Origin of the sequence: Pseudomonas sp. SL4(2022) (assembly GCF_026625725.1) — a bacterium.
In the GTDB taxonomy this organism is placed as follows: Bacteria; Pseudomonadota; Gammaproteobacteria; order Pseudomonadales; family Pseudomonadaceae; genus Aquipseudomonas.
Genome location: NZ_CP113060.1, coordinates 488,248 through 513,842 on the forward strand (window position 1 = coordinate 488,248; position 25,595 = coordinate 513,842).

The following is a 25,595-nucleotide window of genomic DNA, read 5'->3' on the forward strand; positions in this document are numbered from 1 at the left end:
GCATGATAGCGACGTGCCGTAATGTTGCCTATCAAAGCCGCGACTGTGGCTGGTTTGTTTTTGCGGGTAAAAGTAAAACCCCCGACCGTTTTCACGGTCGGGGGTTTTGGTATAGGTGCTTGACGATGACCTACTCTCACATGGGGAAACCCCACACTACCATCGGCGATGCATCGTTTCACTACTGAGTTCGGGATGGGATCAGGTGGTTCCAATGCTCTATGGTCGTCAAGCGATTCAGCTGGGATATCGTCGCGAGACGCTATCCCGAATTGGGTATGTGATGTCTTGGTTTGTAGTTGAGCAAATTTTCGGCTGTTGCAGTCTTCATAGAGACACACAAACATCAAATTGTTTGGGTGTTATATGGTCAAGCCTCACGGGCAATTAGTATTGGTTAGCTCAACGCCTCACAGCGCTTACACACCCAACCTATCAACGTCGTAGTCTTCGACGGCCCTTTAGGGAACTCAAGGTTCCAGTGAGATCTCATCTTGAGGCAAGTTTCCCGCTTAGATGCTTTCAGCGGTTATCTTTTCCGAACATAGCTACCCGGCAATGCCACTGGCGTGACAACCGGAACACCAGAGGTTCGTCCACTCCGGTCCTCTCGTACTAGGAGCAGCCCCTCTCAAATCTCAAACGTCCACGGCAGATAGGGACCGAACTGTCTCACGACGTTCTAAACCCAGCTCGCGTACCACTTTAAATGGCGAACAGCCATACCCTTGGGACCGGCTTCAGCCCCAGGATGTGATGAGCCGACATCGAGGTGCCAAACACCGCCGTCGATATGAACTCTTGGGCGGTATCAGCCTGTTATCCCCGGAGTACCTTTTATCCGTTGAGCGATGGCCCTTCCATACAGAACCACCGGATCACTAAGACCTACTTTCGTACCTGCTCGACGTGTCTGTCTCGCAGTCAAGCGCGCTTTTGCCTTTATACTCTACGACCGATTTCCGACCGGTCTGAGCGCACCTTCGTACTCCTCCGTTACTCTTTAGGAGGAGACCGCCCCAGTCAAACTACCCACCATACACTGTCCTCGATCCGGATAACGGACCAGAGTTAGAACCTCAAGGTTGCCAGGGTGGTATTTCAAGGATGGCTCCACGCGAACTGGCGTCCACGCTTCAAAGCCTCCCACCTATCCTACACAAGCAAACTCAAAGTCCAGTGCAAAGCTATAGTAAAGGTTCACGGGGTCTTTCCGTCTAGCCGCGGATACACTGCATCTTCACAGCGATTTCAATTTCACTGAGTCTCGGGTGGAGACAGCGCCGCCATCGTTACGCCATTCGTGCAGGTCGGAACTTACCCGACAAGGAATTTCGCTACCTTAGGACCGTTATAGTTACGGCCGCCGTTTACCGGGGCTTCGATCAAGAGCTTCGCGTTAGCTAACCCCATCAATTAACCTTCCGGCACCGGGCAGGCGTCACACCCTATACGTCCACTTTCGTGTTTGCAGAGTGCTGTGTTTTTAATAAACAGTCGCAGCGGCCTGGTATCTTCGACCGGCATGGGCTTACGTAGTAAATACTTCACCCTCACCGGCGCACCTTCTCCCGAAGTTACGGTGCCATTTTGCCTAGTTCCTTCACCCGAGTTCTCTCAAGCGCCTTGGTATTCTCTACCTAACCACCTGTGTCGGTTTGGGGTACGGTTCCTAATTACCTGAAGCTTAGAAGCTTTTCCTGGAAGCATGGCATCAACCACTTCGTCATCTAAAAGATAACTCGTCATCAGTTCTCGGCCTTGATTTCCCGGATTTACCTAAGAAATCAGCCTACCACCTTAAACACGGACAACCAACGCCGTGCTGGCCTAGCCTTCTCCGTCCCTCCATCGCAGTAATTAGAAGTACGGGAATATTAACCCGTTTCCCATCGACTACGCATTTCTGCCTCGCCTTAGGGGCCGACTCACCCTGCGTCGATTAACGTTGCGCAGGAAACCTTGGTCTTTCGGCGTGGGAGTTTTTCACTCCCATTGTCGTTACTCATGTCAGCATTCGCACTTCTGATACCTCCAGCAAGCTTCTCAACTCACCTTCACAGGCTTACAGAACGCTCCTCTACCGCTCAACTTACGTTGAACCCGTAGCTTCGGTGTATGGTTTGAGCCCCGTTACATCTTCCGCGCAGGCCGACTCGACTAGTGAGCTATTACGCTTTCTTTAAAGGGTGGCTGCTTCTAAGCCAACCTCCTAGCTGTCTAAGCCTTCCCACATCGTTTCCCACTTAACCATAACTTTGGGACCTTAGCTGACGGTCTGGGTTGTTTCCCTTTTCACGACGGACGTTAGCACCCGCCGTGTGTCTCCCGTGCTGACACTTGCTGGTATTCGGAGTTTGCATCGGTTTGGTAAGTCGGGATGACCCCCTAGCCGAAACAGTGCTCTACCCCCAGCAGTGATACACGAGGCGCTACCTAAATAGCTTTCGAGGAGAACCAGCTATCTCCGAGCTTGATTAGCCTTTCACTCCGATCCACAGGTCATCCGCTAACTTTTCAACGGTAGTCGGTTCGGTCCTCCAGTCAGTGTTACCTAACCTTCAACCTGCCCATGGATAGATCGCCCGGTTTCGGGTCTATACCCAGCGACTAAACGCCCTATTAAGACTCGCTTTCGCTACGCCTCCCCTATTCGGTTAAGCTCGCCACTGAATATAAGTCGCTGACCCATTATACAAAAGGTACGCAGTCACCCAACAAAGTGGGCTCCCACTGCTTGTACGCATACGGTTTCAGGATCTATTTCACTCCCCTCTCCGGGGTTCTTTTCGCCTTTCCCTCACGGTACTAGTTCACTATCGGTCAGTCAGTAGTATTTAGCCTTGGAGGATGGTCCCCCCATATTCAGACAAAGTTTCTCGTGCTCCGTCCTACTCGATTTCATTGATAAGAGAATTTCGTGTACGGGGCTATCACCCACTACGGCGGCACTTTCCAGAGCCTTCCACTATTCTCAAATCAACTTAAGGGCTAGTCCCCGTTCGCTCGCCACTACTAAGGGAATCTCGGTTGATTTCTTTTCCTCAGGGTACTTAGATGTTTCAGTTCCCCTGGTTCGCCTTACACACCTATGTATTCAGTGTGTAATAACCAGCTTATGCTGGCTGGGTTCCCCCATTCAGAGATCTCCGGATCAAAGTCTGTTTGCCGACTCCCCGGAGCTTATCGCAGGCTACAACGTCTTTCATCGCCTCTGACTGCCAAGGCATCCACCGTATGCGCTTCTTCACTTGACCATATAACCCCAAGCAATCTGGTTATTGTCTCTAACGTGAAGACGACATTCGCCGAAAATTTGCAATTGAGAACTACAAATTTTACCTTGACCAGATTAATTACCAGTGAAAGTAATCAATCAGTCACTTCTATCACATACCCAAATTTTTAAAGAACGATTTGTTACTGGTCAAAGACCAGAAATCAACATTCATCTGACAAGCAGGAACGTTCATTTCTGAACTCTAAACGAGACTGTGTATGGTGGAGCCAAGCGGGATCGAACCGCTGACCTCCTGCGTGCAAGGCAGGCGCTCTCCCAGCTGAGCTATGGCCCCATATTCTTACAAGGCCAAACCCCACAACAATTGGTGGGTCTGGGCAGATTCGAACTGCCGACCTCACCCTTATCAGGGGTGCGCTCTAACCAACTGAGCTACAGACCCAATCGTCTTTCTCAATGAATCAAGCAATTCGTGTGGGAACTTATGAAGAAGCTGAAGTCTTCGATTAAGGAGGTGATCCAGCCGCAGGTTCCCCTACGGCTACCTTGTTACGACTTCACCCCAGTCATGAATCACACCGTGGTAACCGTCCCCCTTGCGGTTAGACTAGCTACTTCTGGTGCAACCCACTCCCATGGTGTGACGGGCGGTGTGTACAAGGCCCGGGAACGTATTCACCGTGACATTCTGATTCACGATTACTAGCGATTCCGACTTCACGCAGTCGAGTTGCAGACTGCGATCCGGACTACGATCGGTTTTATGGGATTAGCTCCACCTCGCGGCTTGGCAACCCTTTGTACCGACCATTGTAGCACGTGTGTAGCCCTGGCCGTAAGGGCCATGATGACTTGACGTCATCCCCACCTTCCTCCGGTTTGTCACCGGCAGTCTCCTTAGAGTTCCCACCCGAGGTGCTGGTAACTAAGGACAAGGGTTGCGCTCGTTACGGGACTTAACCCAACATCTCACGACACGAGCTGACGACAGCCATGCAGCACCTGTGTCTGAGTTCCCGAAGGCACCAATCTATCTCTAGAAAGTTCTCAGCATGTCAAGGCCAGGTAAGGTTCTTCGCGTTGCTTCGAATTAAACCACATGCTCCACCGCTTGTGCGGGCCCCCGTCAATTCATTTGAGTTTTAACCTTGCGGCCGTACTCCCCAGGCGGTCAACTTAATGCGTTAGCTGCGCCACTAAAATCTCAAGGATTCCAACGGCTAGTTGACATCGTTTACGGCGTGGACTACCAGGGTATCTAATCCTGTTTGCTCCCCACGCTTTCGCACCTCAGTGTCAGTATCAGTCCAGGTGGTCGCCTTCGCCACTGGTGTTCCTTCCTATATCTACGCATTTCACCGCTACACAGGAAATTCCACCACCCTCTACCGTACTCTAGCTCAGCAGTTTTGAAAGCAGTTCCCAGGTTGAGCCCGGGGATTTCACTTCCAACTTACTGAACCACCTACGCGCGCTTTACGCCCAGTAATTCCGATTAACGCTTGCACCCTTCGTATTACCGCGGCTGCTGGCACGAAGTTAGCCGGTGCTTATTCTGTCGGTAACGTCAAAACAATAACGTATTAGGTTACTGCCCTTCCTCCCAACTTAAAGTGCTTTACAATCCGAAGACCTTCTTCACACACGCGGCATGGCTGGATCAGGCTTTCGCCCATTGTCCAATATTCCCCACTGCTGCCTCCCGTAGGAGTCTGGACCGTGTCTCAGTTCCAGTGTGACTGATCATCCTCTCAGACCAGTTACGGATCGTCGCCTTGGTGAGCCATTACCTCACCAACTAGCTAATCCGACCTAGGCTCATCTAATGGCGCGAGGTCCGAAGATCCCCCGCTTTCTCCCGTAGGACGTATGCGGTATTAGCGTCCGTTTCCGAACGTTATCCCCCACCACTAGGCAGATTCCTAGGCATTACTCACCCGTCCGCCGCTCTCAAGAGAAGCAAGCTTCTCTCTACCGCTCGACTTGCATGTGTTAGGCCTGCCGCCAGCGTTCAATCTGAGCCATGATCAAACTCTTCAGTTCAATACTGCTTGGGTTTTGAGAAAACCCTAAACTTGGCTCAGCAATCGCAAAACTTTCAATTTAATGAAAGGTAACTCTCGAATTAACGAGTGTTGCTTTGTGATGCTGATAATCTTGCGACTAACAGTCTTACCTCACAAGCACCCACACGAATTGCTTGATTCAGTTGTTAAAGAGCGGTTGGTTAAGTCTTTCGCCTCAACCGAGGCGCGCATTCTACAGCAGCCTCATTCTCCGTCAAGCGATTTCGAAAATTTCTTTTCAATCTCAACCACTTGCGCTTTCGATCAACACCTAGCTTCTCGTCAGCGGGAGGCGAATTCTACAGCGTTTAAAACCACTGTCAACATCCTCTTTTACCGCTTCCGATCACCTCGACCGAACCCTTCAGACTCAAACATCACCCCTGAAGAGAAGGCGCATTCTACGCAGCTTTCGCTGCTTTGCAACCCCTTATTTAAATCTAACTTCTTGTTTTATAAGAAGTTTAAGGAGCCGCATGTGCCTTAAGAGCTGCGCATTATAGGGACTCAAACCCTGAGGTCAACTGATTGTTTCATATTTGTTTCGCCGACACGGCAGCCACTGCGAACAGAACCAAGCACCGCACAGCCTGTAGATACGACAAAGCCGTTGAAGCTTGCGCTTCAACGGCTTTGTCGAACCAACAGCACAGTAACTAGGCGCCCTTACCGCGACGCAAACGCAGCAGGTACTGAACAGGCCCCGAGGCCGCATAGGCCAGGAAGATGATCAGCAGAATCCGCGGCGGATCACTGAACACAACCGCGAATACCAGCACCACAGCCAGAATCGCCACAAAAGGCACACGCCCCTTCAAGTCGAGATCCTTAAAGCTGTTGTATTTGATATTGCTGACCATCAGCATGCCAGCAGCTGCGACCAGGATCGCGACCACAAAGGCCATGTTCGAGCCCTTTATACCGAAATCACTGAAAGCCCAAACCGTTCCCGCCACCACACCAGCTGCTGCTGGACTAGCTAAGCCGATGAAGTAGCGCTTATCAACACTGCCAATCTGCGTATTGAAGCGCGCCAGTCGTAACGCTGCACCCGCTACATAGATGAAGGCAACCATCCAGCCAACCTTACCCATGCTACCCAGCGCCCACTCAAACGCCAGAAGTGCCGGCGCCACACCAAAGGCAACCATATCGGACAGCGAGTCATACTCGGCACCGAACGCACTCTGCGTATTGGTCAGGCGCGCCACACGCCCATCTAGACCATCAAGCACCATCGCCACAAACACAGCCGCCGCAGCCACATAGAAGTTGCCGTTCATGGCATTGATGATGGCGTAGAAACCAGCAAACAGGTTGGCCGTGGTAAAGAGATTTGGCAGTAGATAGATGCCACGGTGGCGCACCTTACGCCCCTCTGCGTCGCGCCCCTCCTCCACATGCTCATCGATAGGCAGCAGACCTTCGGCGTCGACGGGAGACTTGGGCTCATCTGGACGTTCATTCATGAACAACACCTTGCAACGGATTTGGATAGATTCGACAGGCACCAACGCTAAGCGTTCACGAAAGCACCCATGCACACCCAGGCTTTATACCAGAAGCCTTGCTACACCATGAAAAAACGCGGCCTTGGCCGCGTTTTTTCTTACATCATAAAACCTTAGTTCTTAGTCTTATCGACGATTTTGTTGGCCGAGATCCACGGCATCATGGAACGCAGCTTCTCACCGACCACTTCAATACCATGAGCCGCGTTGTTGCGACGGTAGGCCGTCATGGATGCATAGTTGGTAGCACCTTCCTGGATGAACATCTTGGCGTACTCACCATCCTGGATACGCTTCAGCGCATTGCGCATGGCGGCACGAGATTCGGCATTGATCACTTCAGGGCCGGTCACGTACTCGCCGTACTCGGCATTATTGGAGATCGAGTAGTTCATGTTGGCGATACCGCCTTCGTACATGAGGTCAACGATCAGCTTCAGCTCGTGCAAGCACTCGAAATAGGCCATTTCTGGCGCGTAGCCAGCGTCTACCAGGGTTTCGAAGCCAGCTTTGACCAACTCAACGCAACCACCACACAGAACCGCTTGTTCGCCAAACAGATCGGTTTCAGTCTCATCCTTGAAGGTGGTTTCGATGATACCGGTACGGCCGCCACCTACGCCGGAAGCGTAAGACAGGGCAACGTTCTTGGCATTCCCGGAAGCATCCTGATAGACAGCAATCAGGTCAGGGATACCACCACCTTTGACGAACTCGGAGCGCACAGTGTGGCCCGGCGCTTTCGGCGCGATCATGATCACGTCGAGATCGCTACGCGGAACAACCTGGTTGTAGTGGATCGCGAAGCCGTGGGAGAAAGCCAGAGTGGCGCCCTTCTTGATGTTCGGCTCGATCTCGTTCTTGTAAAGCTGGGACTGGAATTCGTCCGGAGTCAGGATCATGACCAGGTCAGCACCGGCAACAGCAGTGGCCACGTCGGATACTTTCAGGCCATGGGCTTCTGCCTTGGCAACAGTAGCCGAACCTTTACGCAGACCAACAGTGACGTCGACACCGGAATCTTTCAGGTTGCACGCCTGGGCGTGGCCCTGGGAACCGTAACCAATGATGGCAACTTTCTTGCCCTGGATGATCGAGAGGTCACAGTCTTTGTCGTAATAAACTTTCATGTTTTTGGCTCTTTTAATCGAAGGAGATGGGGTGCATGCACCGCGACGAAGACACCTTAAGTGATTCGCACCGTTGCGTAAAATGATATATTTGCAACACAATATGCCGATAATTGAAACAATAATGGACAGCCACACACTCCAGCTCTTTCTCTCCCTGGCCGACAACCTGCACTTCGGCAAAACCAGCCGCGAGCAGCATGTCAGTCCTTCTGCACTTAGCCGCAGCATCAAGCAGCTTGAGGATGAACTCGGCGCACCGCTGTTTCTACGCGACAACCGCTCGGTACGCCTGACCCGCGAAGGACAGCAATTTCGCGAGTATGCCAGCGAGGTCATGAACGGCTGGCAAGCCATGCGCCAAACCTTCAAACAGGATCAATTAATTCTGCATGGGGAGCTCTCGCTCTATTGCTCGGTAACCGCCAGCTATAGCTTCCTCTATGACATCCTGAGCAGCTTTCGCCAGGACTACCCTCGCATTGAAATGAAGCTGCACACAGGTGACCCGGCAAAAGCCGTTGAACGCGTACAGGAAGGGCTGGAGGACCTGGCCATCGGCGCCCGCCCCGACAGTTTGCCAACTGGCGTCGCATTTCAATCGATTGCCCGTTCTGCCTTGTGCTTTATCGGCCCACTGTCTCCCCAGTTGCTAACCGAGGAGCAACTGAAGCACCCCGGCACAGAAACCTGGAAAGACGTACCGATGATTCTCTCAGAAGAAGGGCTCGCCCGAACTCGCACCGACCGATGGTTGAAAAACCACACCATCAAACCGCGCATCTATGCCCAGGTCAGCGGTAACGAAGCCATCGTCAGCATGGTCAGCCTGGGCTTCGGCATTGGCGTCGTGCCGCAGATCGTCCTCGATAACAGCCCGCTGACGGCACGCATCCGCATCTACGATATTCAGCCGCCACTGACGGCCTACGACATCGGCCTGTTCGCGCTGGAAAAGCGCCTGAAAGAGCCGTTGATCAATGCTTTCTGGAATCGCCAACGCTAACAACGGCTACGCAATAGGCAAGGCACTTACTCTCGAAATGAAAAAGCCCCCGGAGAAATTCCCCCGGGGGCTTTTGCTTATATCAGTGCAACGCAATCAGATACTCAGCACCTTGTCACCGCGGGCAATGCCGGTGACACCACTGCGCACGGTTTCCAGAATAGACGTGGTGCCGATGGCCTGGATAAAGCTATCGAGCTTATCGCTCGTACCCGCCAGCTGGATGGTGTAGACGCTGCTGGTCACATCGACGATCTGCCCACGAAAGATGTCGGTGGTGCGTTTGACCTCGGCACGCTGAGCGCCTGTGGCCTTGACCTTGACCAACATCAGCTCGCGCTCGACATGAGCACTTTCTGACAGATCAACCAGCTTGACCACCTCGACCAGCTTGTTGAGGTTTTTGGTGATCTGCTCGATAACTTCATCATGGCCAACAGTGGTCAGGGTCAGACGCGACAAGGTCGGGTCTTCAGTCGGCGCCACAGTCAGGCTTTCGATGTTGTAGTTGCGCTGCGAGAACAGACCGACCACGCGGGACAATGCGCCGGGCTCGTTTTCCAGCAGCAGGGAAATAATGTGTCGCATGATTAGGTACGCTCCGTCTTGCTCAGCCACATATCGCGCATTGCACCGTCTTTGATCTGCATCGGGTAGACGTGCTCACTGGTATCAACCTGGATGTCGAGGAACACCAGGCGATCCTTCATCGCAAAAGCCTCTTCCATCTTCGGTTTGAGGTCCTTGAGATCAGTGATGCGGATACCAACATGACCATAGGCTTCGGCCAGTTTGACGAAGTCCGGCAACGACTCCATGTAGGAGTGCGAGTGACGACTGCTATACATCATGTCCTGCCACTGACGCACCATACCCAGCGCGCCGTTGTTCAGGTTGACGATCTTCACCGGCAAACCGTATTGCAGGCAGGTCGACAGTTCCTGAATGTTCATCTGGATGCTGCCTTCACCGGTAACACAGGCTACCTCTTCATCAGGGAAGCTCAACTTCACCCCCATGGCGGCCGGGAAGCCGAAGCCCATGGTGCCCAGACCACCGGAGTTGATCCAGCGATTCGGCTTGTTGAAGCGGTAGTACTGCGCGGCGAACATTTGGTGCTGACCAACGTCCGAGGTCACAAAGGCATCGCCCTTCGTCACTTCAGAGAGCATCTCAACCACAGCCTGCGGCTTGATAACGCTACCGTCACCCTCGTTATAGGGGAACAGACGACCGCTGCCACGCCATTCGTCAATCTGCTTCCACCAGCTCGCCAAAGCATCCTTGTTCAGCTGCTCACCGATCTCTTTGAGGATGGCGACCATCTCGGTCATCACGCTATCAACCGGGCCAACGATTGGAATATCGGCCTTGATGGTCTTGGAGATGGAGGCTGGATCGATATCGATGTGAATGATCTTGGCATTCGGGCAGAACTTGCTCGCCCCGTTGATCACCCGGTCATCAAACCGCGCACCCACTGCCAGAATCACATCAGCATGGTGCATCGCCAGGTTAGCGGTGTAGCTGCCATGCATACCAAGCATGCCGAGGAACTGACGATCAGTGCCGGGATAGCCACCCAATCCCATCAGGGTATTGGTGACGGGCAGATTAAGCATTTGCGCCAACTCAGTCAGCGGCGCTGCAGCACCGCCCATGATCACACCGCCACCGGAGTAGACGATTGGACGCTTGGCCGCCAGCAACAGCTCGGCCGCCTTGCGGATCTGCCCGGAGTGACCGCGTAGCGCAGGGCTGTAGGAGCGCAGCTTGACCTTCTTCGGATAGACGTACTCGAACTTTTCAGCCGGGTTGGTCATGTCCTTGGGAATATCCACAACCACCGGGCCTGGACGGCCGGATTGCGCCAAGTAGAAGGCTTTCTTCAGGACTTCCGGGATTTCCGAGGCATGCTTGATCATGAAACTGTGCTTCACGATCGGCCGAGAGATACCGATCATGTCGGTTTCCTGAAAGGCGTCGGTGCCGACCATGTTGCTGGGCACCTGGCCCGACAGCACCACCATCGGAATGGAATCCATGTAGGCAGTGGCAATACCGGTGATGGCATTGGTTGCGCCAGGGCCAGAGGTCACCAGCACCACACCGGCTTTACCGGTGGCACGGGCATAACCATCAGCCATATGAGTTGCGGCCTGCTCGTGACGAACCAGGATGTGATTCACTTCCGGTTCTTTAAACAGGGCATCGTAGATATGCAGCAGAGCACCGCCCGGGTACCCATAGATGTTCTTAACGCCTTCGTCACGCAAAAAGCGGACGACCATTTCAGCGCCGGATAAAAGCTCCACGTTGTTCACCTCTAAAACGCCAGAAAACCGTCCAACAGAGGGACGGCCTAAGATAGGTTTACTGTCAGCAGAGCATGAGCGACGGTGGTCGCCGACTACGTCAGCTACTACTGAGCAAGTATTGGGAAAGTCCCTTGGTGTTGCGGGATTTTCCCACCCAGCGCGAGGTAACGCGTTGCGGGTGTAACAGGTCGGCGCGGGTGTGCACCTCATGTCTACTGAGCTAAAGCCTGCTTGCGGCGGACTCCACTACAGTGAGCGTGGAATTGTTGAGATTCGGCGCGGCCAAGTCAAGCAATCCGTGACTGAATCTGCAATCTTCTGCTGTGACGCAGCGCAGGATGACGATTCAAACATTTTGGTTATAGTAGTGAGCAGGCACCGCAGCTCAACATAAGGAAACCGCATGCGCCGCATGATGATCACCAGCAGCTTGATGCTCGCCATGAGCGCCACCGCAATGGCCAGTCAGGTTTACAAGTGGGTCGACGCCAAGGGCGTGACACACTTCAGCGCGCAGCCCCCGCAGGGGCAAGAGGCGACCAGCATCAATACCGCCGTGCCGGCCCCCAAGCCAGCAGCCAACGAAGAACCGAAACCCGCACCGACATTCGAAAGCATTGCGAACCCCGAACAGGCGGCGATTGACGAAAAAGTTAAGAAGGACGTTGCCACCAAGGAAGCCGAACGCAAAAAATATTGTGAGAACGTGCGCACCAATCTGGCGCAACTGCAGAACAATCCACGCCTGAGCATGGAAGTGGACGGTGAAGTGCGCCGCCTGACTGAAGACGAACGCCAAGCACGCATCAGCGAAACGCAGAAGTCGATTACCGACAACTGCGAGTGAAATAATAGGCGCGACTCAGGTCGCGCCAGCAATCAACTGATCGAAGTCACCCAACAGCCTGATCAACTCCCGTGCACGCTTCATCTCACCCTGATAAACCTGTTCGGCCATTGGCTGGATGCCAGATGCTGTCGGCAAGGTAGCTGCAGACTCGAGCAACTGCTTCATGCGCGGCAGGAAAATCCACTGTAACCACTGCTCAAACGCCAGAGTATCAACACAGAACGGCTGTTGACTGGCCAGCGCCTCAGCCGCTGGCGACTGTTCGCTCCACCAGTTCTGCAGGCGCAATTCACGCTCGATCAGCAGCAACTGCTCCGCCAGCAACGGGATACGCGCATCCATCACAAGCTGACTCTCGCCTGCTCACGGGCTTGCGCTGCGCCCGCCGTATCACCTTGACGCTCACGAGCCTGAGCTATCAGGTTCCATAGACTGGCCTGCAACGCTGGACGCCCACTGGCATAGCTCAAACCACGCCGGGCAAACTGTTCGGCCTGCGCGGCATCACCTTGCGCCAGACGTACCTCTGCCAGGCGGTAGAGCACCTGCGGCTCACGCGGAGCAATCCGCTGGGCACGCTCCAGACTCGAGGCAGCGCCATTCAGATCGCCACCACCCTGTTGTTGCTGAGCGGTGGTCAGCAGGGCGAGCACCGGACCATCCAGCTGTTCGTCCATGGCCAGGCCACTACTGGGAATTCCGCTGGGTGCCGGCGCAACATAACCACCCTGGGTAGCCGGCGGCGTGGCTCTCCAAGGCTGGCTCGACGCACCGACATCCAGTGGCGCGTTACCGGCCGGGAAGGATTGAATCGGCGTAGTTGTGCCACCCCCTGGAACCATCACCACCACACCGGAATCTTCCGGCAATGCTTTCACCTGAGGCGTTGCGGCCGGGTAACCGGTAGCAGCAGAAGCCTGACCGGAAGAGACTGAAGAACCGCCCTCAACCACAGGAATCGAACCGCGCGGCACACTGCTGCAACCCGCGAGAACCAAAGTGGCCGTTACAGCAGGAATCAACCATTTATTCACAACACACCCTCTCACTTAATCCAACCAGCCGCGTACCCAATCCATCACCTCATTGGCCGGCGCCTGAATGCCACAGCCAAGCCCAGCAGCGGGTTGGCTGCCGCGAATATAAGGCATCTGTACCGCATTCGGACAACTCGGATCAGTGCCCTGTCCACTACTGGTATCGATCCAAGCCTGCACCACATTCTCCGGCACCGGCATGTCCAACGGCAACGGATCGGCCTTGCGCATAAAATCCGTCCACACCTGCAACGCCCCTGTGGCGCCAGTCAACGGCGTAGGCCCGTTGTCATCACGACCCAGCCAGACCACCGCCAGAACATCCTGACTGAAGCCGGCAAACCAGCTGTCTCGCGAGTCGTTACTGGTGCCAGTCTTGCCGGCCAGCGCCAGCGAGCGCGGCAACTGACCGTATACCGAGCGCCCTGTGCCCTCAGACATCGTGCGCCGCATGGCATTCTGCAGCAGGTAGATGGCACCACTGTCGAAACGCTGCTGAATTTGAAACGGATAGCGCTTGAGGGGCTGCCCGTCTGCTGTGAGCACATTGCGGATACTGCGCAAGGGCGTATTGAAGCCGCCATTTGCCAGTGTCTGGTACATGTTGGCAACGCTCATCGGACTCAAGCCACCCGCTCCCAACAACATAGAGGGATAAGCCGGCCACTCCTGCTCGACACCCAGACGACTGAGGGTCTTCAGCACTTCCGGCACACCGATTTCCAGCCCCAGCTTGGCAGTCGAGAGGTTGTAAGAGTTAACCAGCCCCTGATACAGGTAAATCGTGCCATGAGCCTTGCGGTCATAATTCTGCGGGCTCCAAACCTGGCCGTTCTGGCCTTTGATGGAGAACGGCTGATCTTCAAGCAAACTGGTCAGGGTGTACTGACTCGGTCGCTCGAGTGCGGTCAGGTAGATCGCCGGCTTGATCAACGAGCCGATCGGCCGTACCGCATCCAGCGCCCGGTTGAACCCAGCAAAGCGCGGCTGACGGCTACCTATGATGGCCTGCACCTCGCCACTTTCCGGGCTGGTCACGACCATGCCCGCCTCAACCTGGTCGACCCCCTTACGCCCGGATAAACGTTTGAGGCTGTCCGCCAGAGCACTTTCCGCCTTGAGCTGCAAAATCGGGTCGAAGCTGGTGAAAATGCGCAGGCCTTCTTCGGTCAGATCCTGCTCCTGGTAATCTTCGCGCAACTGACGCTTGACGAGATCGAGAAAAGCCGGAAATGAACTGTCCGCCAGACTGCCTCGACGGGTGATACCCAGCGGCTTCTGTTTCGCGGCGCTCACATCTGCCGCACTGACAACACCCTGCTCTGCCAGCACATCCAGCACCAGATTACGGCGCTCCAGTGCACGCTCCGGGTTACGCCGCGGGTTGTAGTAGGTCGGCCCCTTGACCATACCGACCAGCAGGGCGACCTGATCAAGCTTCAGCTCGGAGAGGGGCTGGCTGAAGAAATACTGGCTGGCCAGACCAAAGCCATGCACCGCGCGCTGGCCATCCTGACCGAGGAAAACCTCGTTGAGGTAGGCTTCAAGAATGTCCTTCTTGTCGTAATGCAGCTCAAGCAAAACGGCCATCATGGCTTCGGTGGCCTTGCGCGAGAGGCTGCGCTCATTGGTCAAATAGAAGTTCTTTACCAACTGCTGAGTCAGGGTACTGCCGCCCTGACGCAGCTGACCGGCGGTGGCGTTGATCCAAACCGCACGGGCGATACCCTTGGGCGACACACCAAAGTGATTGAAGAACTCACGATCCTCGATCGCCACCAGGGTTTCAACCAGATAAGGCGGCACCTGCTCCAGCTTGATCAGCACGCGGTCTTCCTGATGCGCTGGGTACAACCCGCCGATCAGCAGCGGCTCAAGGCGCGCCACAGCTAGGTTGCCACCGCCAGCCTGAGTCAGCCCAGCAACGTAATCGCCGGAAAAACGCACACGCACACGCTGTGAAGGCTCCGCGCTTTCATAGAACTGGAAGCCACGCGAATGCAGCTCGATGTTATTGCCCGCTACCGAAACGCCACCGGGACCGACCACCGTGTTTTCCCGGCGATAGCCCAGGGCATCCAGCTCCTTGAGGAAGTCATCCTTGGCCAGCTTCTGCCCCACGAACAGTTCCAGCGGCCGAGCGTAGACCTTGGCGGGCACGGTCCAGCGCTTGCCGGAGAATTTCTCCTGGACCACAGCATCGAGATAAACCGCAAACACGGCGAGCACCACCAGACCGACCAGGCTGAGCTTGAGAGCCCAGCCCAGCCAAGGGCGCATACCGCCGGTGCGGCGTTTAGAACGGGGACGGGAAGATCGGGTACGAGTCATGGCGCGGCATTATACGCACTTTGCCCACTTGCCAGCAGGCCGCCGCTACGGTTTGCAGACTGGCCTTGAGCGGCCATAATGGACGCCTCTTATTTCAGTACAACGCCAAGGATCGCCCGTGAGCCAAGCTCTGATCGCCGCATTGCAAAACCCGGCACTCTACCCTCATCCGGTGGAGCAGTTTCAGGTCATCGAAACCCATATTTCCTGGGTGATACTCACCGGCCCCTTCGCTTACAAAATCAAGAAACCAGTGAATTTCGGCTTTCTCGATTTCACCGAATTAAGCGCCCGCGAGCACTTCTGCAAGGAAGAGCTGCGCCTCAATCAGCGCCTGACTCAAGGCCTTTACCTGGACGTGCTGCCGATCAGCGGCAGTGTCGAGGCACCACAACTCGGCGGTAGCGGAACGGCCATCGAGTATGTGCTGAAAATGCGCCAGTTCCCGCAAAGCCAATTGCTCAGTGATGTACAGGCACGCGGTGAATTGACTGAAGCGCACATCGACGACCTGGCCAAGCAGATCGCAGACTTCCATGGCACCACACCTGCCGTGGCAAGCAGCCATGCGTTGTGCTCGCCAGACGCCATCGTTGCGCCAATGCGGCAGAACTTCGAGCAGATCCGCCCACTGCTCAATGATGCCGCCGACCTGCAGCAGCTGGCGGCTCTGCAAGACTGGACCGAAGCCACCTACACCCGCCTGGAGCCACTGCTTGCCGAACGTGCCAACAGTGGCTCGATCCGCGAATGTCATGGCGACATCCACCTGGGCAACGCCACCCTGCTCGACGGCCAGGTCGTGCTGTTCGATTGCATCGAATTCAACGAGCCATTCCGCCTGATCGATATCGCCTCGGACGCGGCCTTCCTCGCCATGGATCTGGAAGACCGTGGCCTCAAGGCGCATGCCTGGCGCTTCATCAATGCCTGGCTGGAGCACACCGGTGATTACGCAGCACTGGAGTTGCTGAATTTCTACAAGGCCTACCGCGCCCTGGTACGCGCCAAAGTCGCGCTGTTCAGCCTGGCCCATCAGACCGATGCGGTGCAAAAAGCCGTAACCCTGCGCCAATACCGTAACTACGCCAACCTGGCGGAAAGCTACAGCGCCATCCCCTCTTGTTTCCTGGCTATCACCCACGGTGTTTCTGCCGTGGGAAAAAGCCATGTGGCCATGCGCCTGGTCGAGGCACTGGGTGCTATTCGACTGCGTTCGGATGTAGAGCGCAAGCGACTGTTCGGCGAACAGTCGCTTGCAGACCTCGGCAAGTTGAGCGCCGGCATCTACACCCAGAACGCCAGCGCCACCACTTACCAGCGCCTGCACCAACTCGCCAAAGCGACCCTGCATGCCGGGTTTCCAGTAATCATCGACGCCACTTACCTCAAGCAGGCACAGCGCGAGGCAGCCAGTCAGGTGGCCGAAGCCTGCGGCGTTCCCTTCATCATTCTGGAGTGCAGCGCCCCTGACGAAGTTATCGCCAGTTGGCTGGAGCAGCGCAAAGCCGCTGGTAGCGACCCATCCGATGCCACCATGGATGTTGTGCTCGCACAAAAGGCGAGCCGCGAAGCACTGAGTGACGGTGAACTGCTGCACAGCAAGCGTGTCGACACCCACGAAAGCGCCAGCCTGGACACCCTGATCGCGCGCATTCGCCAACGCCTTCCGGGAATCTGATTGACACATAGGACGTAGTACTGCTGGAAGCAGACTGCGCCACGGCTTCTATACTTGGAGTAAGCCCCAACACGGAGATAGCCCATGAGCCAGCCCAAACAGTTGGACAATCCACTGTACGCACTGATTCACAATGAAAAAGTATCGGCATTCAATGCGCAGAAGCCTAAAGACACCGTCGTTGATTTGAGCGACGGTGACTTTCGCGGACTGGATCTACGTGCTCTTGATGCGCACGGCATCAATTTCACCAACGCCTACTTCCGCGGTGCCGACTTGCGTGGCCTGGATCTGCGCTACTCTCAACTTGAAGGTGCCAGTATTGCCCATGCGCAAATATCAGGAGCCTACTTCCCTGTCGAACTGACCGCAGATGAAATCCTCATGTCCGTAAACTTTGGTACACGCCTGCGCTACAAGACACGGTAAGCATCAACGTCAGCCAACTTTTCGGCGCGCTGGCAGCCGCTTACCCCACTTTTCGCCCGCATTATCCAGCACACATATCTGCCTGGATGGCAGCCCGACCCCCACAGTGCCTGCTCGCCTTGGACATCGCTTACGGCAATGGCCAGGCAAGTTATCTGCGGTTAGAACACTTGGAGCAGGTTCTGACATGCAATCGCAGTATTGAACAACTGCAGGCAAGCCGAACACGCTCACATGTGCAGCTCTTTGCGACGCACGCACAGGCCGAGCCATTAACCAACCAAAGTATCAACCTGATGGTGATTGCGCAGGCATTGCATGGGTTCGCCACCCCGGTCTTTTTCAAGAATATGCACCGCCTGCTCAAACCTGGCGTGATCGACTGTGCTTAGTGTTACGGCCCGCTGCGCATCAACGCAGGGCTGGATGAACTGATCGACCATATTTACTGGCAAACGCTGGACGATTTCTGGCCGGCAGGTCGGGCCAGTGTTGATGCGGGTTACCGTGATATGCCCAATCCCTTTAGCGGACTGAAACCAACGAGCTCATCCGTCCAAAAATACTGGTCACTGGATCAATTACAGGGGTATCTGCGGACGTGATCAGCATTGCAGCGCTATGTACAACACCACAGCCAAAACCCGTTGCAGCAACTAGAGCCTGAGACTCGCAGAACCTGCGGGTATACCAGGCAACCACACTTTATCCAGTGGCCGCTACACTTTCTTGCAGGTACGCCAAACTGCCCTATCCGCACGACTGCCCAGCAGCGCAAGGAGGCCTAATGAACGATGAACTGCAACACATGAAAAATCTCGGTAAAACCTCAGCCCAATGGTTACATGCAGTGGGGATCCATAGCGCCAATGACCTGCGCCGCCTGGGATCGGTCAGCGCATACCGAGCAGTGAGAGCGCGAGGCTTTAGAGCATCGAAAGTACTGCTGTACGCAATCGAAGGAGCATTGCTGGATGTTCATTGGAATGAACTACCACCCAGCCTGAAAGCGGATCTGAACGGCCAGCTCAATGAAACTTCTCACCACAACAAGAGCTAGCTCACAACCTCTAAGGCTAACGATTTACCGGAAGCCCGCTGGCAACTATTGTTTTAGGGACGTTCGTACGGTTTAGTATGCCCAGCCAGTTCAAGGAAATTCACTCATGTACTTACTCGGGGAGCAACCGGCTTACGCCGACCAGCTGATCAACCGATTACAAAGCATCCCGATGCAATTGCTTGAGGGCCTTGCCCCGGCGGCATCACCACTGCATCTCGAGCGTGCGGATGATCTGGCCAAAATTCTGCCGAGCAACCAGTTGTTCATCATTGAAAACGGTCTCTTACATGCAGTCGTTGATGATCGACCTCTGTTCTATCTGCAAGAAGGTGATCTGGTCGGCCTGCGGCAGGGCCTGGACATGCCGAGCTGCCGCTACAGCAGCGAAGAACAGCTGAGCCTGATTCCCTACTCGCGCAGTGAGGTGTTTCAGCACATCTATGCCAGCGAGCAGCGCCAGGAACTCTTTATCCAGTACCTGATTGGCCATACCGCTTTGCTGTCAGATGCACTGGCTCGTCTGAAACAACCTGAAATACGCCCCTCCACTGGCTTCCAACACTTTGCCGCAGGAGAAGAATTGATCCACCAAGGCGATGTGGCCGACAACGTATTCATCATCATAGAGGGCCATGCCGAGGCCTATGTAGACGGGCACAAGGTCGGCGACGTGCAGAAAGATGAAATCTTCGGTGCCATGGCCGTATTCACTCGCGAACGGCGCAGCGCCACCGTACTGGCCAGCGAACCTTGCACCGTGATGGTGATCCCCAAGGAGCAATTTCTCAGCCTGATGCAGAGCAACCCACGCATTGCCCACAGCCTGATCGAGAGCATGGCCAAGCGCATCGACCTGCTCAATAAAGAAGTCACACAGCTACGCTTGCCGGCTGCAGATGCCTGAATGCGGCACGCTAACAAACCCGGCCTAGCGCCGGGTTTGTTGTTAATGGCCGTCACAAAATCAGCCATCACCGCAAAAAGTTTTAGCAAAGACATTGACTTGAAAATGAGAATTGTTATTATTACCTCAACTGGTCGCGAGATCAGCCGATAAGCTTAAGAGACCTTCAGTCGGCCTCTTCAGATTATCTCCTCATCAGGCTAATCACGGTTATTGACCCGGCTTCTGCCGGGTCTTTTTTTGCCTACGGGAAAGCACCGCGCACAGGACAAAATCCGGAAAGAGATCGACTCCAGCCTGGAATTGAATAAGGGCTGGCGGCATTGGGCACATCCGTCAGACACGTAATCCGATGCACTCAGACTAAAATGCAATGCGACGCCCTATTGCGAGCCTCGCGCAGATACAACGGCTGAGCGGACAATCTCCGGAGAACCCGCAGACAAATGCTCAGCCGCTGGCCAGCCTGGCTATGGGCGCAGTTTTGCGCAGTGATCCTGCTCCGGCTGAGCCGGTGTGTACCAGACGTAATCGGCCGATTGCGCAGCCACCTGGCTACCAACCTCCGCCAGAATCAGTACCTGCACACCTGCAGCTTCACCCAAATCCTGCAAATGCAGCGGCACACCCAACTCACGGCGCACATGGAAGGCGCCGGCAAACAGCAGGCTAGGCTCAGGCGCAGCCAGCAGGGCTTCGGCCATACGCCGATCCCGCTGTTGCTGCACGGCGAGCATGGCCGGCAACTGACTGTCCGGTAGCAGGTTGCAATGCGACTCGCGAATCTGCTTGAACAGCGCTTCGCGCACCGGCGCAGCCGTGGATGCCGGACCTTGGAGTTGTGGTACCCGGGCATAAATCTGCATAACTTCGCGGCGCTCAAGGTTGGCTGAAAGCAACGGATACGGCTGACGCAGCGCATGTTGTACGAGGGGGCCGTACAGCGACCAAGCCCAGCCCGGCTGCCAGTTCAAAGCACCCAGCATGTCCTGCGGCGCCTGTCCGGCAACGATGGCAGCACGCACCTGATCGACTTTGACCTGCTGATCCGGCGTCAGCATTTCCAGCAGCAGACTGCCCTGTGGTCGCTGCGCAGCAAGCGCCCGCAACAACCAGAGCTGCAATGCATGGTGATCGGGGTTGTCATGCCGCTCGCCGACCAGCACCTTGGGCGCAGCAGCCAGACGCGTCAGCAGTTGCTCAGGCGTCAGCCGCGCGCCGGTACGCAACTCGACAATCTGCCCCAATTCAGGATGCTGCAGCCCCTCGGGGCTTTGCCAGACGGGTAACGCCGGCAACGCCTGACAGGCACTCAACAGCGCAGCAACCAGCAATAACACAATACGCATAAACAAGACCTTAACGAGCAACGATTAAAGGGTGACCCCGTTCCGGATGCTGCTGCACCAGCACTTCGAGACCAAACACCGCCTGCAATGGCTCGGCGCGCAGCACGGCCTCAGGACTACCGAGCGCATGGGGGCGGCCTCGCTCCAGCAGCAACAGACGGTCGCAGTAACGCGCGGCCAGATTGAGGTCGTGAAGAATCACCAGTACCGCGGCGCCCTGCTCGACGAAAGCGCGGGTGGCCTGCAATGTGGTGTGCTGATGCAGCGGATCAAGCATTGAAGTCGGCTCATCGAGCAGCAGTATCTGCCCTTCCCCCCCGGCCAGAGCTGCGCCAGCACCCGCGCCAGGTGCACGCGCTGGCGCTCGCCGCCGGATAACGCCAGGTAACTGCGTCCGGCCAAATGCAAGGCATCGGCCGCCTCCAGCGCCTGCTTGATGATCTGTGCATCGCGCACACGCCCACTGGCGTGAGGTAAGCGGCCCATGCCAACCACTTCTTCCACACGAAAGGCAAAGTTCAATGTCGAGGTCTGTGGCAATACCGCCAGACGTTGCGCGCGCTCGCTGCCGGGCCAGTCCTGCAAGCGCCGTTGATCCAGCCAGACGTCGCCATGGCTCGGCTGCAACTCGCCACATAAAGCACCCAGCAAGGTACTCTTGCCAGCACCATTTGGGCCCAACACGCCGAGCACTTCGCCCGGACGCAGCTCCAGGTTGATATCCGCCAACACCGTGCACGGGCCGCGCTGTACCGCCAGATTTTCCGCGCGCAGCATCAGGTACGCCCCCCGCAGCAACAGATAAAGGAAGAACGGCGCGCCAATCAGCGCCGTGACAATACCAATCGGCAATTCCGCCGGCGCCAGCACCAGCCGTGCCACCAAATCCGCCAGCAGTAGCAGACTGGCACCCGCCAGCGCTGAAGCCGGCAACAGCACACGATGATCCGGCCCCACGAGCAGACGCACGAGATGCGGCACCACCAGGCCGATAAAGCCGATCATCCCCGCCGCGGCTACCGCGGCACCTACGCCCAGGGCGGTGCAGAACACCAGTTCAGCCTTGATCCGCTCAACAGCAAAACCCAGGTGGCGTGCTTCAGACTCGCCCAACAGCAAGGCATTCAGCGCCTTGGCCCGTCGTGGCAACCACAGCGCCACGGCCGCCGTCACCAGCAGCAACGGCCACAGACGCGGGTAGCTGGCGCCATTTAGGCTGCCCAGGTTCCAGAACGTCAGGGTACGCAAGGTGGCGTCATCGGCCAGGTAAGTGAACAGACCGATGGCAGCACCGGCCAATGCGGTGAGGGCAATACCGGCCAGGAGCATGGTCGCCACATTGGTTTCACCATCACGCCGGCCCAGGCGATAAACCAGAGCCGTTACCCCCAAACCACCGATAAAGGCACACACCGACAATAGATACGGCGCGAACGCTTCCGGCAAGCCGCCCAGGGCCGCACCACCGACAATCGCAATCGACGCGCCGAGGGCCGCGCCGCTGGATACGCCAATCAACCCAGGGTCTGCCAGCGGGTTACGAAACAACCCCTGCATCGCCACCCCGCACAGCGCCAGCACTGCACCGACCAGCAGCCCGAGCAGGGTGCGCGGAAGGCGGATCTGCCCGAGGATCAGTTCGGCCTGGGCCAACTCATCGCCCGCGTGCACCACCCCCAGCAGGCGCAACGCCGCCTTGAGCGTATCGAGTAGCGGCAGGCTGACTGGCCCCAGCGCCAGGGATAACCAGAGCGCGAGCACCAGCAACAGGCTCAATGCAATAAACAGTGAGCGCGGTCGAATAACAGGATTCATGGCGTGGGCTTAGCTTCGGCGACCAAAGGTTGGCTGGCAGGATAAAAGGCTGCGGACAAGGCCGCCAGCCCATCCGGCAAACGCGGGCCGAGACCGCCGACCAGCAGCGTCGGGTCAAGCATCAGCAAACGCTGGTTACGCGCTGCCCGGGTCGCCGCCAGCGCGGGATTCTGCTGCAACAATGCCTCACGCGCAGCATCACCGGACAGGCTGCGGTCGGCGATGATCAGCACCTCGGGATCAAGCGCCAGCAGGGCTTCGGTGGACAGCGCCTTGAAGCCGCGGTGGCTGGCCAGATTGCGCCCGCCGGCATGCTCGATCAGCCAGTCGGCCGACGTGTCCTTGCCACCCGCCATCGGACTACCGCCGGCATGCCCGACTAATAGCAGCACGCCCGGCGCCGCCTGTTGACGCTGCGCGCTCACCAGCCAGTCGGCCTGCTGCTGCAAGCGCTGCTGATAGGCCGCAAAGACCTGATCAGCGCGTTGCGGCTCGCCTAACAGAGTGCCGATGCGCTGCAGGCTGGCCTGCACACTGCTCAGGTCCGCCTTGGACGAGAGCATTTCCACTCGCACACCGGCGCCGCGCAATTGCGCCAGCACCGGCGGTGGCCCCATTTCTTCACTGCCGATCAGCATATCCGGGCGCAGCGTCAATATGCCTTCGGCCGCCAGCTGGCGCTGATAACCGATACTCGGCAGCGCACGCAGCGACTCTGGATGCTGACTGGTGCTGTCCACCCCGACCAGACGGCTTTCGCCACCCAGCGCCACCACCCACTCGCTGAGTGAACCACCGGAACTGATCCAGCGTTGCGGCAACGGCTCGGCGGCCATCGCCGAGGCACAGGACAACAGGCTCGCGCACAGGGCGAGCAGAGAGCTAAGGGGCTTCATGGGAATTCTCTAGGGAAACAGAAGTGAACGCCGGCCCCGGTCAAACCAGTGGCGCGGCGCATCAACCACAACGGCTAAACCGACTCAGGCCGGTAGAGCCACGGCCTCCTCGGCCAGGGCACGCCAGTCCTCACGTTCTGGAACACCCGGTTTGCGCGCACCAAACAGCTGCACCACCAGCTCGCCTTCAGCATCAAAGGCCTCCCAACTGGTGATCACACCGTCGGTGCTCGGCTTACGCACACGCCACAGTTCGGTCACGCCAGTGGTTTGCAGGTGCAGATTGAACTCGGGGTCCAGCACATTGAACCAGGTGTCCATCCAGCGCAGATTCTTCACTGGCCCGGAATGGATCTGGATGCAGTGGCGGTTGCCAACAAACACCATAATCGGCACATCCCGAGCGCCTGCCTGCTCCAGTAGCTTCGGCAGCTCGCTCACCGCCAACGGCTCCGCCCATTCGCGCCCCGCCAAACGCAGCGCCTGGGTACGGGTGGTACCGTGCTTTTTCAACAGGGCAAAGAAGTGGTGTGTGTCTTTCAACGACGACCAGCCAACGCGTAGCGCATTGGCATCAATCACCGTATCGGCCTGCGCCTGGGTTGCCGGCGGCAGTGGCAGCAGGTCCAGCTCGGCACTCTGTTCACTGGCGGCAAAGCGTTCCAGCAGAGGCTCCCAGGCCTGTAATTGGCTGTCCTCGGTGAGAAACACCTTGTGCACTGCCGTACCCTGACGGTCGAATATCTGGATGCTGCGCTGGGTGCCCTTGCCAGTCTGCTCCTCAATGGCAAACACGCTGGCCCAGCCGCCGAGGAACAGGCGCAGATCGATATCGGCCGACACCACCAGGCCCATCTGGCCATTACCCGTCACCGTGACCTCACGGTAATAGCCCTTGCGTTCATGCACGCAATGCTCGTTGCGGGTGAGTGCCATCACATAGCCCAACTCCCCCAATGCCGGCAGCAGTTGCGCCCACTCCGGGCGTAGCCGCAGGGTATCGACACCAAGCCGGCTGGCAACCAGCTCAGCCTCGCTCACCGCCAAACGCTCGGCGGCATCTCGCGCACGCAGGCGTGGCTGTTCATTGCGCAGGACTTGCCAGGCCAGGTAGAGATCATTGCTCACCGCGGCGGACTGGGCGGTTGTATTCATGCTGAGTTCCTCATTGATGGATCATCGACTTGCCGTCAGGGCAAACTGAATTGGGATATGGACACGGCTGGGTACGGCCTGACCGTCTGTGGTTTCGGGGCTGAAACGCCATGCGGCAACGGCTTGCAGCGCGGCACGATCAAGACTCTCAACCCCCGAGGAGCGCAGTACGTTGAGACTGCGCTGCTGCCCCAGCTCATCCAGACGCACCTCCAACAGGACAATCCCCTGCTGATTGCGACGACGCGCCTGGGACGGATAACTCGGCTGACGCGGTGGCTCACGAAAGCTCGGCCTACGACTGAACACCTCAGCCACCACGCGTGAACGGGCCGGTTCGGCCGACTCAACCCGAGCCGGATTTGCCACAACGGCCTGCGTGCGGGCGACCTCAACCGGTGCGACCTCAGCGACCGCTTGCTTCGGTGGCACCAATAAAGGGGCAGGTTTCGGCTGAAGCGCCACGGCCGGCTTGACGGGCTGCACCGCCGCCGGCTTAGGCGGTAACGCCGGCGGCGGTACGGCTGGTGCCTTGTGCTCAACCGGAGCAGGCGCCAGCAGCACAGCCGTGATGCGTGGCTGCACGGCCTGAACACTGGCGTGCGCGGCATTCAATTCTGGAGGCTGCGCAACGCCATACAGCAGCCAGCCGGCGACATGCAGCGCCAGCGATAGCAGCAGGGAAAAAAATATACGAAGCATGTTGGCGCGCACTCGATCAAATACGAATCTATTTGATAATTATTTGCATTAGCGTGTCAACATGGTTTAGCGTGCCGCCGATGCCAACCCGGCGGCCAGAGAAGCCGCCCG

Annotated in this window: 18 protein-coding genes, 2 tRNA genes, 3 rRNA genes and 2 pseudogenes; 7 read left to right on the forward strand and 18 right to left on the reverse strand. The window is 56.8% G+C overall.

What is annotated here, in order from left to right; translation table 11 throughout:
- Nucleotides 1–117 precede the first annotated feature (117 nt).
- From rrf to ilvC, 7 genes are all read right to left on the reverse strand, one after another.
- Nucleotides 118–233, reverse strand: a 5S ribosomal RNA gene (gene rrf, locus OU997_RS02355).
- Between the two features lie 133 nt (nt 234–366).
- Nucleotides 367–3,257: ribosomal RNA gene (locus tag OU997_RS02360) — 23S ribosomal RNA — on the reverse strand.
- Between the two features lie 242 nt (nt 3,258–3,499).
- Nucleotides 3,500–3,575: transfer RNA gene (locus OU997_RS02365), tRNA-Ala, on the reverse strand.
- Between the two features lie 31 nt (nt 3,576–3,606).
- Nucleotides 3,607–3,683: transfer RNA gene (locus OU997_RS02370), tRNA-Ile, on the reverse strand.
- 65 nt (nt 3,684–3,748) lie between these two features.
- Nucleotides 3,749–5,284, reverse strand: a 16S ribosomal RNA gene (locus OU997_RS02375).
- The 16S, 23S and 5S rRNA genes sit together here with 2 tRNA genes alongside, the layout of an rRNA operon.
- A gap of 679 nt (nt 5,285–5,963) precedes the next feature.
- The gene (gene pssA, locus OU997_RS02380; protein WP_108488671.1) at nt 5,964–6,776 is read right to left on the reverse strand and encodes a CDP-diacylglycerol--serine O-phosphatidyltransferase; all 813 of its coding nucleotides are present in this window, start codon (nt 6,774–6,776) and stop codon (nt 5,964–5,966) included.
- 155 nt (nt 6,777–6,931) lie between these two features.
- Complete coding sequence (ilvC, locus tag OU997_RS02385; protein WP_267808769.1) at nt 6,932–7,948, reverse strand: ketol-acid reductoisomerase; 1,017 nt, start codon at nt 7,946–7,948, stop codon at nt 6,932–6,934.
- 124 nt (nt 7,949–8,072) lie between these two features.
- On the opposite strand from ilvC, the gene ilvY reads away from it, so the two are divergent.
- Complete coding sequence (gene ilvY / locus OU997_RS02390) at nt 8,073–8,954, forward strand: HTH-type transcriptional activator IlvY (protein ID WP_267808771.1); 882 nt, start codon at nt 8,073–8,075, stop codon at nt 8,952–8,954.
- 96 nt (nt 8,955–9,050) lie between these two features.
- Here the strand turns inward: ilvY and ilvN are convergent, their stop codons facing one another.
- The gene (ilvN, locus tag OU997_RS02395) at nt 9,051–9,542 is read right to left on the reverse strand and encodes an acetolactate synthase small subunit (protein WP_108488665.1); all 492 of its coding nucleotides are present in this window, start codon (nt 9,540–9,542) and stop codon (nt 9,051–9,053) included.
- A 2-nt stretch (nt 9,543–9,544) separates the two neighbouring features.
- Nucleotides 9,545–11,269 carry an acetolactate synthase 3 large subunit gene (locus OU997_RS02400; protein WP_108488670.1) on the reverse strand — a complete coding sequence of 575 codons (1,725 nt, stop codon included), beginning with the start codon at nt 11,267–11,269 and terminating at the stop codon, nt 9,545–9,547.
- 406 nt (nt 11,270–11,675) lie between these two features.
- Here OU997_RS02400 and OU997_RS02405 point away from each other — a divergent pair, with 406 nt between their 5' ends.
- A complete protein-coding gene (locus tag OU997_RS02405) occupies nt 11,676–12,119 on the forward strand; it encodes a DUF4124 domain-containing protein (protein ID WP_267808772.1) in 444 nt (147 codons plus the stop codon).
- Between the two features lie 15 nt (nt 12,120–12,134).
- Here OU997_RS02405 and OU997_RS02410 read toward each other — a convergent pair whose 3' ends face one another.
- The 3 genes from OU997_RS02410 to mrcB are packed head-to-tail and all read right to left on the reverse strand — an operon-like array spanning nt 12,135 to nt 15,490.
- On the reverse strand, nt 12,135–12,464 hold the full coding sequence (locus tag OU997_RS02410; RefSeq protein WP_108488663.1) for a YqcC family protein: 330 nt from the start codon (nt 12,462–12,464) through the stop codon (nt 12,135–12,137).
- Entirely contained in the window at nt 12,464–13,156 is a 693-nt protein-coding gene (locus OU997_RS02415; RefSeq protein WP_267808774.1) for a tetratricopeptide repeat protein, read from the reverse strand. The genes OU997_RS02410 and OU997_RS02415 overlap by 1 nt, the downstream gene beginning before the upstream one ends.
- Nucleotides 13,157–13,171: 15 nt before the next feature.
- Entirely contained in the window at nt 13,172–15,490 is a 2,319-nt protein-coding gene (mrcB, locus tag OU997_RS02420) for a penicillin-binding protein 1B (RefSeq protein WP_267808775.1), read from the reverse strand.
- Nucleotides 15,491–15,608: 118 nt separating this feature from the next.
- Between mrcB and OU997_RS02425 the strand changes: the two genes are divergently transcribed.
- The 5 genes from OU997_RS02425 (at nt 15,609) to OU997_RS02445 (ending at nt 19,567) form a co-directional block, all read left to right on the forward strand.
- On the forward strand, nt 15,609–17,171 hold the full coding sequence (locus tag OU997_RS02425; protein ID WP_108488660.1) for an AAA family ATPase: 1,563 nt from the start codon (nt 15,609–15,611) through the stop codon (nt 17,169–17,171).
- An 84-nt stretch (nt 17,172–17,255) separates the two neighbouring features.
- On the forward strand, nt 17,256–17,600 hold the full coding sequence (locus tag OU997_RS02430) for a pentapeptide repeat-containing protein (RefSeq protein WP_267808777.1): 345 nt from the start codon (nt 17,256–17,258) through the stop codon (nt 17,598–17,600).
- Between the two features lie 119 nt (nt 17,601–17,719).
- Nucleotides 17,720–17,992, forward strand: a complete 273-nt coding sequence (locus tag OU997_RS02435; RefSeq protein WP_267808779.1) for a methyltransferase domain-containing protein — start codon at nt 17,720–17,722, stop codon at nt 17,990–17,992.
- A gap of 395 nt (nt 17,993–18,387) precedes the next feature.
- Nucleotides 18,388–18,660, forward strand: a complete 273-nt coding sequence (locus tag OU997_RS02440; protein WP_108488657.1) for a TfoX/Sxy family protein — start codon at nt 18,388–18,390, stop codon at nt 18,658–18,660.
- A gap of 106 nt (nt 18,661–18,766) precedes the next feature.
- Complete coding sequence (locus OU997_RS02445) at nt 18,767–19,567, forward strand: Crp/Fnr family transcriptional regulator (RefSeq protein WP_108488656.1); 801 nt, start codon at nt 18,767–18,769, stop codon at nt 19,565–19,567.
- 470 nt (nt 19,568–20,037) lie between these two features.
- Here the strand turns inward: OU997_RS02445 and OU997_RS02450 are convergent, their stop codons facing one another.
- The 6 genes and pseudogenes from OU997_RS02450 to OU997_RS02475 all read right to left on the reverse strand — a co-directional run bounded on the left by OU997_RS02450 (nt 20,038) and on the right by OU997_RS02475 (nt 25,484).
- On the reverse strand, nt 20,038–20,916 hold the full coding sequence (locus OU997_RS02450) for a ChaN family lipoprotein (protein ID WP_267808782.1): 879 nt from the start codon (nt 20,914–20,916) through the stop codon (nt 20,038–20,040).
- 10 nt (nt 20,917–20,926) lie between these two features.
- Nucleotides 20,927–21,693, reverse strand: a pseudogene (locus OU997_RS02455) (heme ABC transporter ATP-binding protein).
- A 9-nt stretch (nt 21,694–21,702) separates the two neighbouring features.
- Nucleotides 21,703–22,677: pseudogene (locus OU997_RS02460) on the reverse strand (FecCD family ABC transporter permease); the annotation flags it as partial.
- A gap of 50 nt (nt 22,678–22,727) precedes the next feature.
- Complete coding sequence (locus tag OU997_RS02465; protein ID WP_420713230.1) at nt 22,728–23,627, reverse strand: heme/hemin ABC transporter substrate-binding protein; 900 nt, start codon at nt 23,625–23,627, stop codon at nt 22,728–22,730.
- A gap of 84 nt (nt 23,628–23,711) precedes the next feature.
- Nucleotides 23,712–24,782, reverse strand: a complete 1,071-nt coding sequence (locus tag OU997_RS02470; protein WP_267808785.1) for a hemin-degrading factor — start codon at nt 24,780–24,782, stop codon at nt 23,712–23,714.
- A gap of 21 nt (nt 24,783–24,803) precedes the next feature.
- Nucleotides 24,804–25,484, reverse strand: a complete 681-nt coding sequence (locus tag OU997_RS02475) for an energy transducer TonB (RefSeq protein WP_267808786.1) — start codon at nt 25,482–25,484, stop codon at nt 24,804–24,806.
- Nucleotides 25,485–25,595 lie beyond the last annotated feature (111 nt).

Excerpts from the sequence above, each read along its gene's own strand:
- OU997_RS02465 (WP_420713230.1), bottom strand. The coding sequence starts at position 23,627 with ATGAAGCCCCTTAGCTCTCTGCTCGCCCTGTGCGCGAGCCTGTTGTCC.
- OU997_RS02445 (WP_108488656.1), top strand. The coding sequence starts at position 18,767 with ATGTACTTACTCGGGGAGCAACCGGCTTACGCCGACCAGCTGATCAAC.
- ilvN (WP_108488665.1), bottom strand. The coding sequence starts at position 9,542 with ATGCGACACATTATTTCCCTGCTGCTGGAAAACGAGCCCGGCGCATTG.
- OU997_RS02475 (WP_267808786.1), bottom strand. The coding sequence starts at position 25,484 with ATGCTTCGTATATTTTTTTCCCTGCTGCTATCGCTGGCGCTGCATGTC.
- ilvC (WP_267808769.1), bottom strand. The coding sequence starts at position 7,948 with ATGAAAGTTTATTACGACAAAGACTGTGACCTCTCGATCATCCAGGGC.
- OU997_RS02470 (WP_267808785.1), bottom strand. The coding sequence starts at position 24,782 with ATGAATACAACCGCCCAGTCCGCCGCGGTGAGCAATGATCTCTACCTG.
- ilvY (WP_267808771.1), top strand. The coding sequence starts at position 8,073 with ATGGACAGCCACACACTCCAGCTCTTTCTCTCCCTGGCCGACAACCTG.
- pssA (WP_108488671.1), bottom strand. The coding sequence starts at position 6,776 with ATGAATGAACGTCCAGATGAGCCCAAGTCTCCCGTCGACGCCGAAGGT.
- mrcB (WP_267808775.1), bottom strand. The coding sequence starts at position 15,490 with ATGACTCGTACCCGATCTTCCCGTCCCCGTTCTAAACGCCGCACCGGC.
- OU997_RS02430 (WP_267808777.1), top strand. The coding sequence starts at position 17,256 with ATGAGCCAGCCCAAACAGTTGGACAATCCACTGTACGCACTGATTCAC.
- OU997_RS02405 (WP_267808772.1), top strand. The coding sequence starts at position 11,676 with ATGCGCCGCATGATGATCACCAGCAGCTTGATGCTCGCCATGAGCGCC.
- OU997_RS02440 (WP_108488657.1), top strand. The coding sequence starts at position 18,388 with ATGAACGATGAACTGCAACACATGAAAAATCTCGGTAAAACCTCAGCC.
- OU997_RS02410 (WP_108488663.1), bottom strand. The coding sequence starts at position 12,464 with ATGGATGCGCGTATCCCGTTGCTGGCGGAGCAGTTGCTGCTGATCGAG.
- OU997_RS02450 (WP_267808782.1), bottom strand. The coding sequence starts at position 20,916 with ATGCGTATTGTGTTATTGCTGGTTGCTGCGCTGTTGAGTGCCTGTCAG.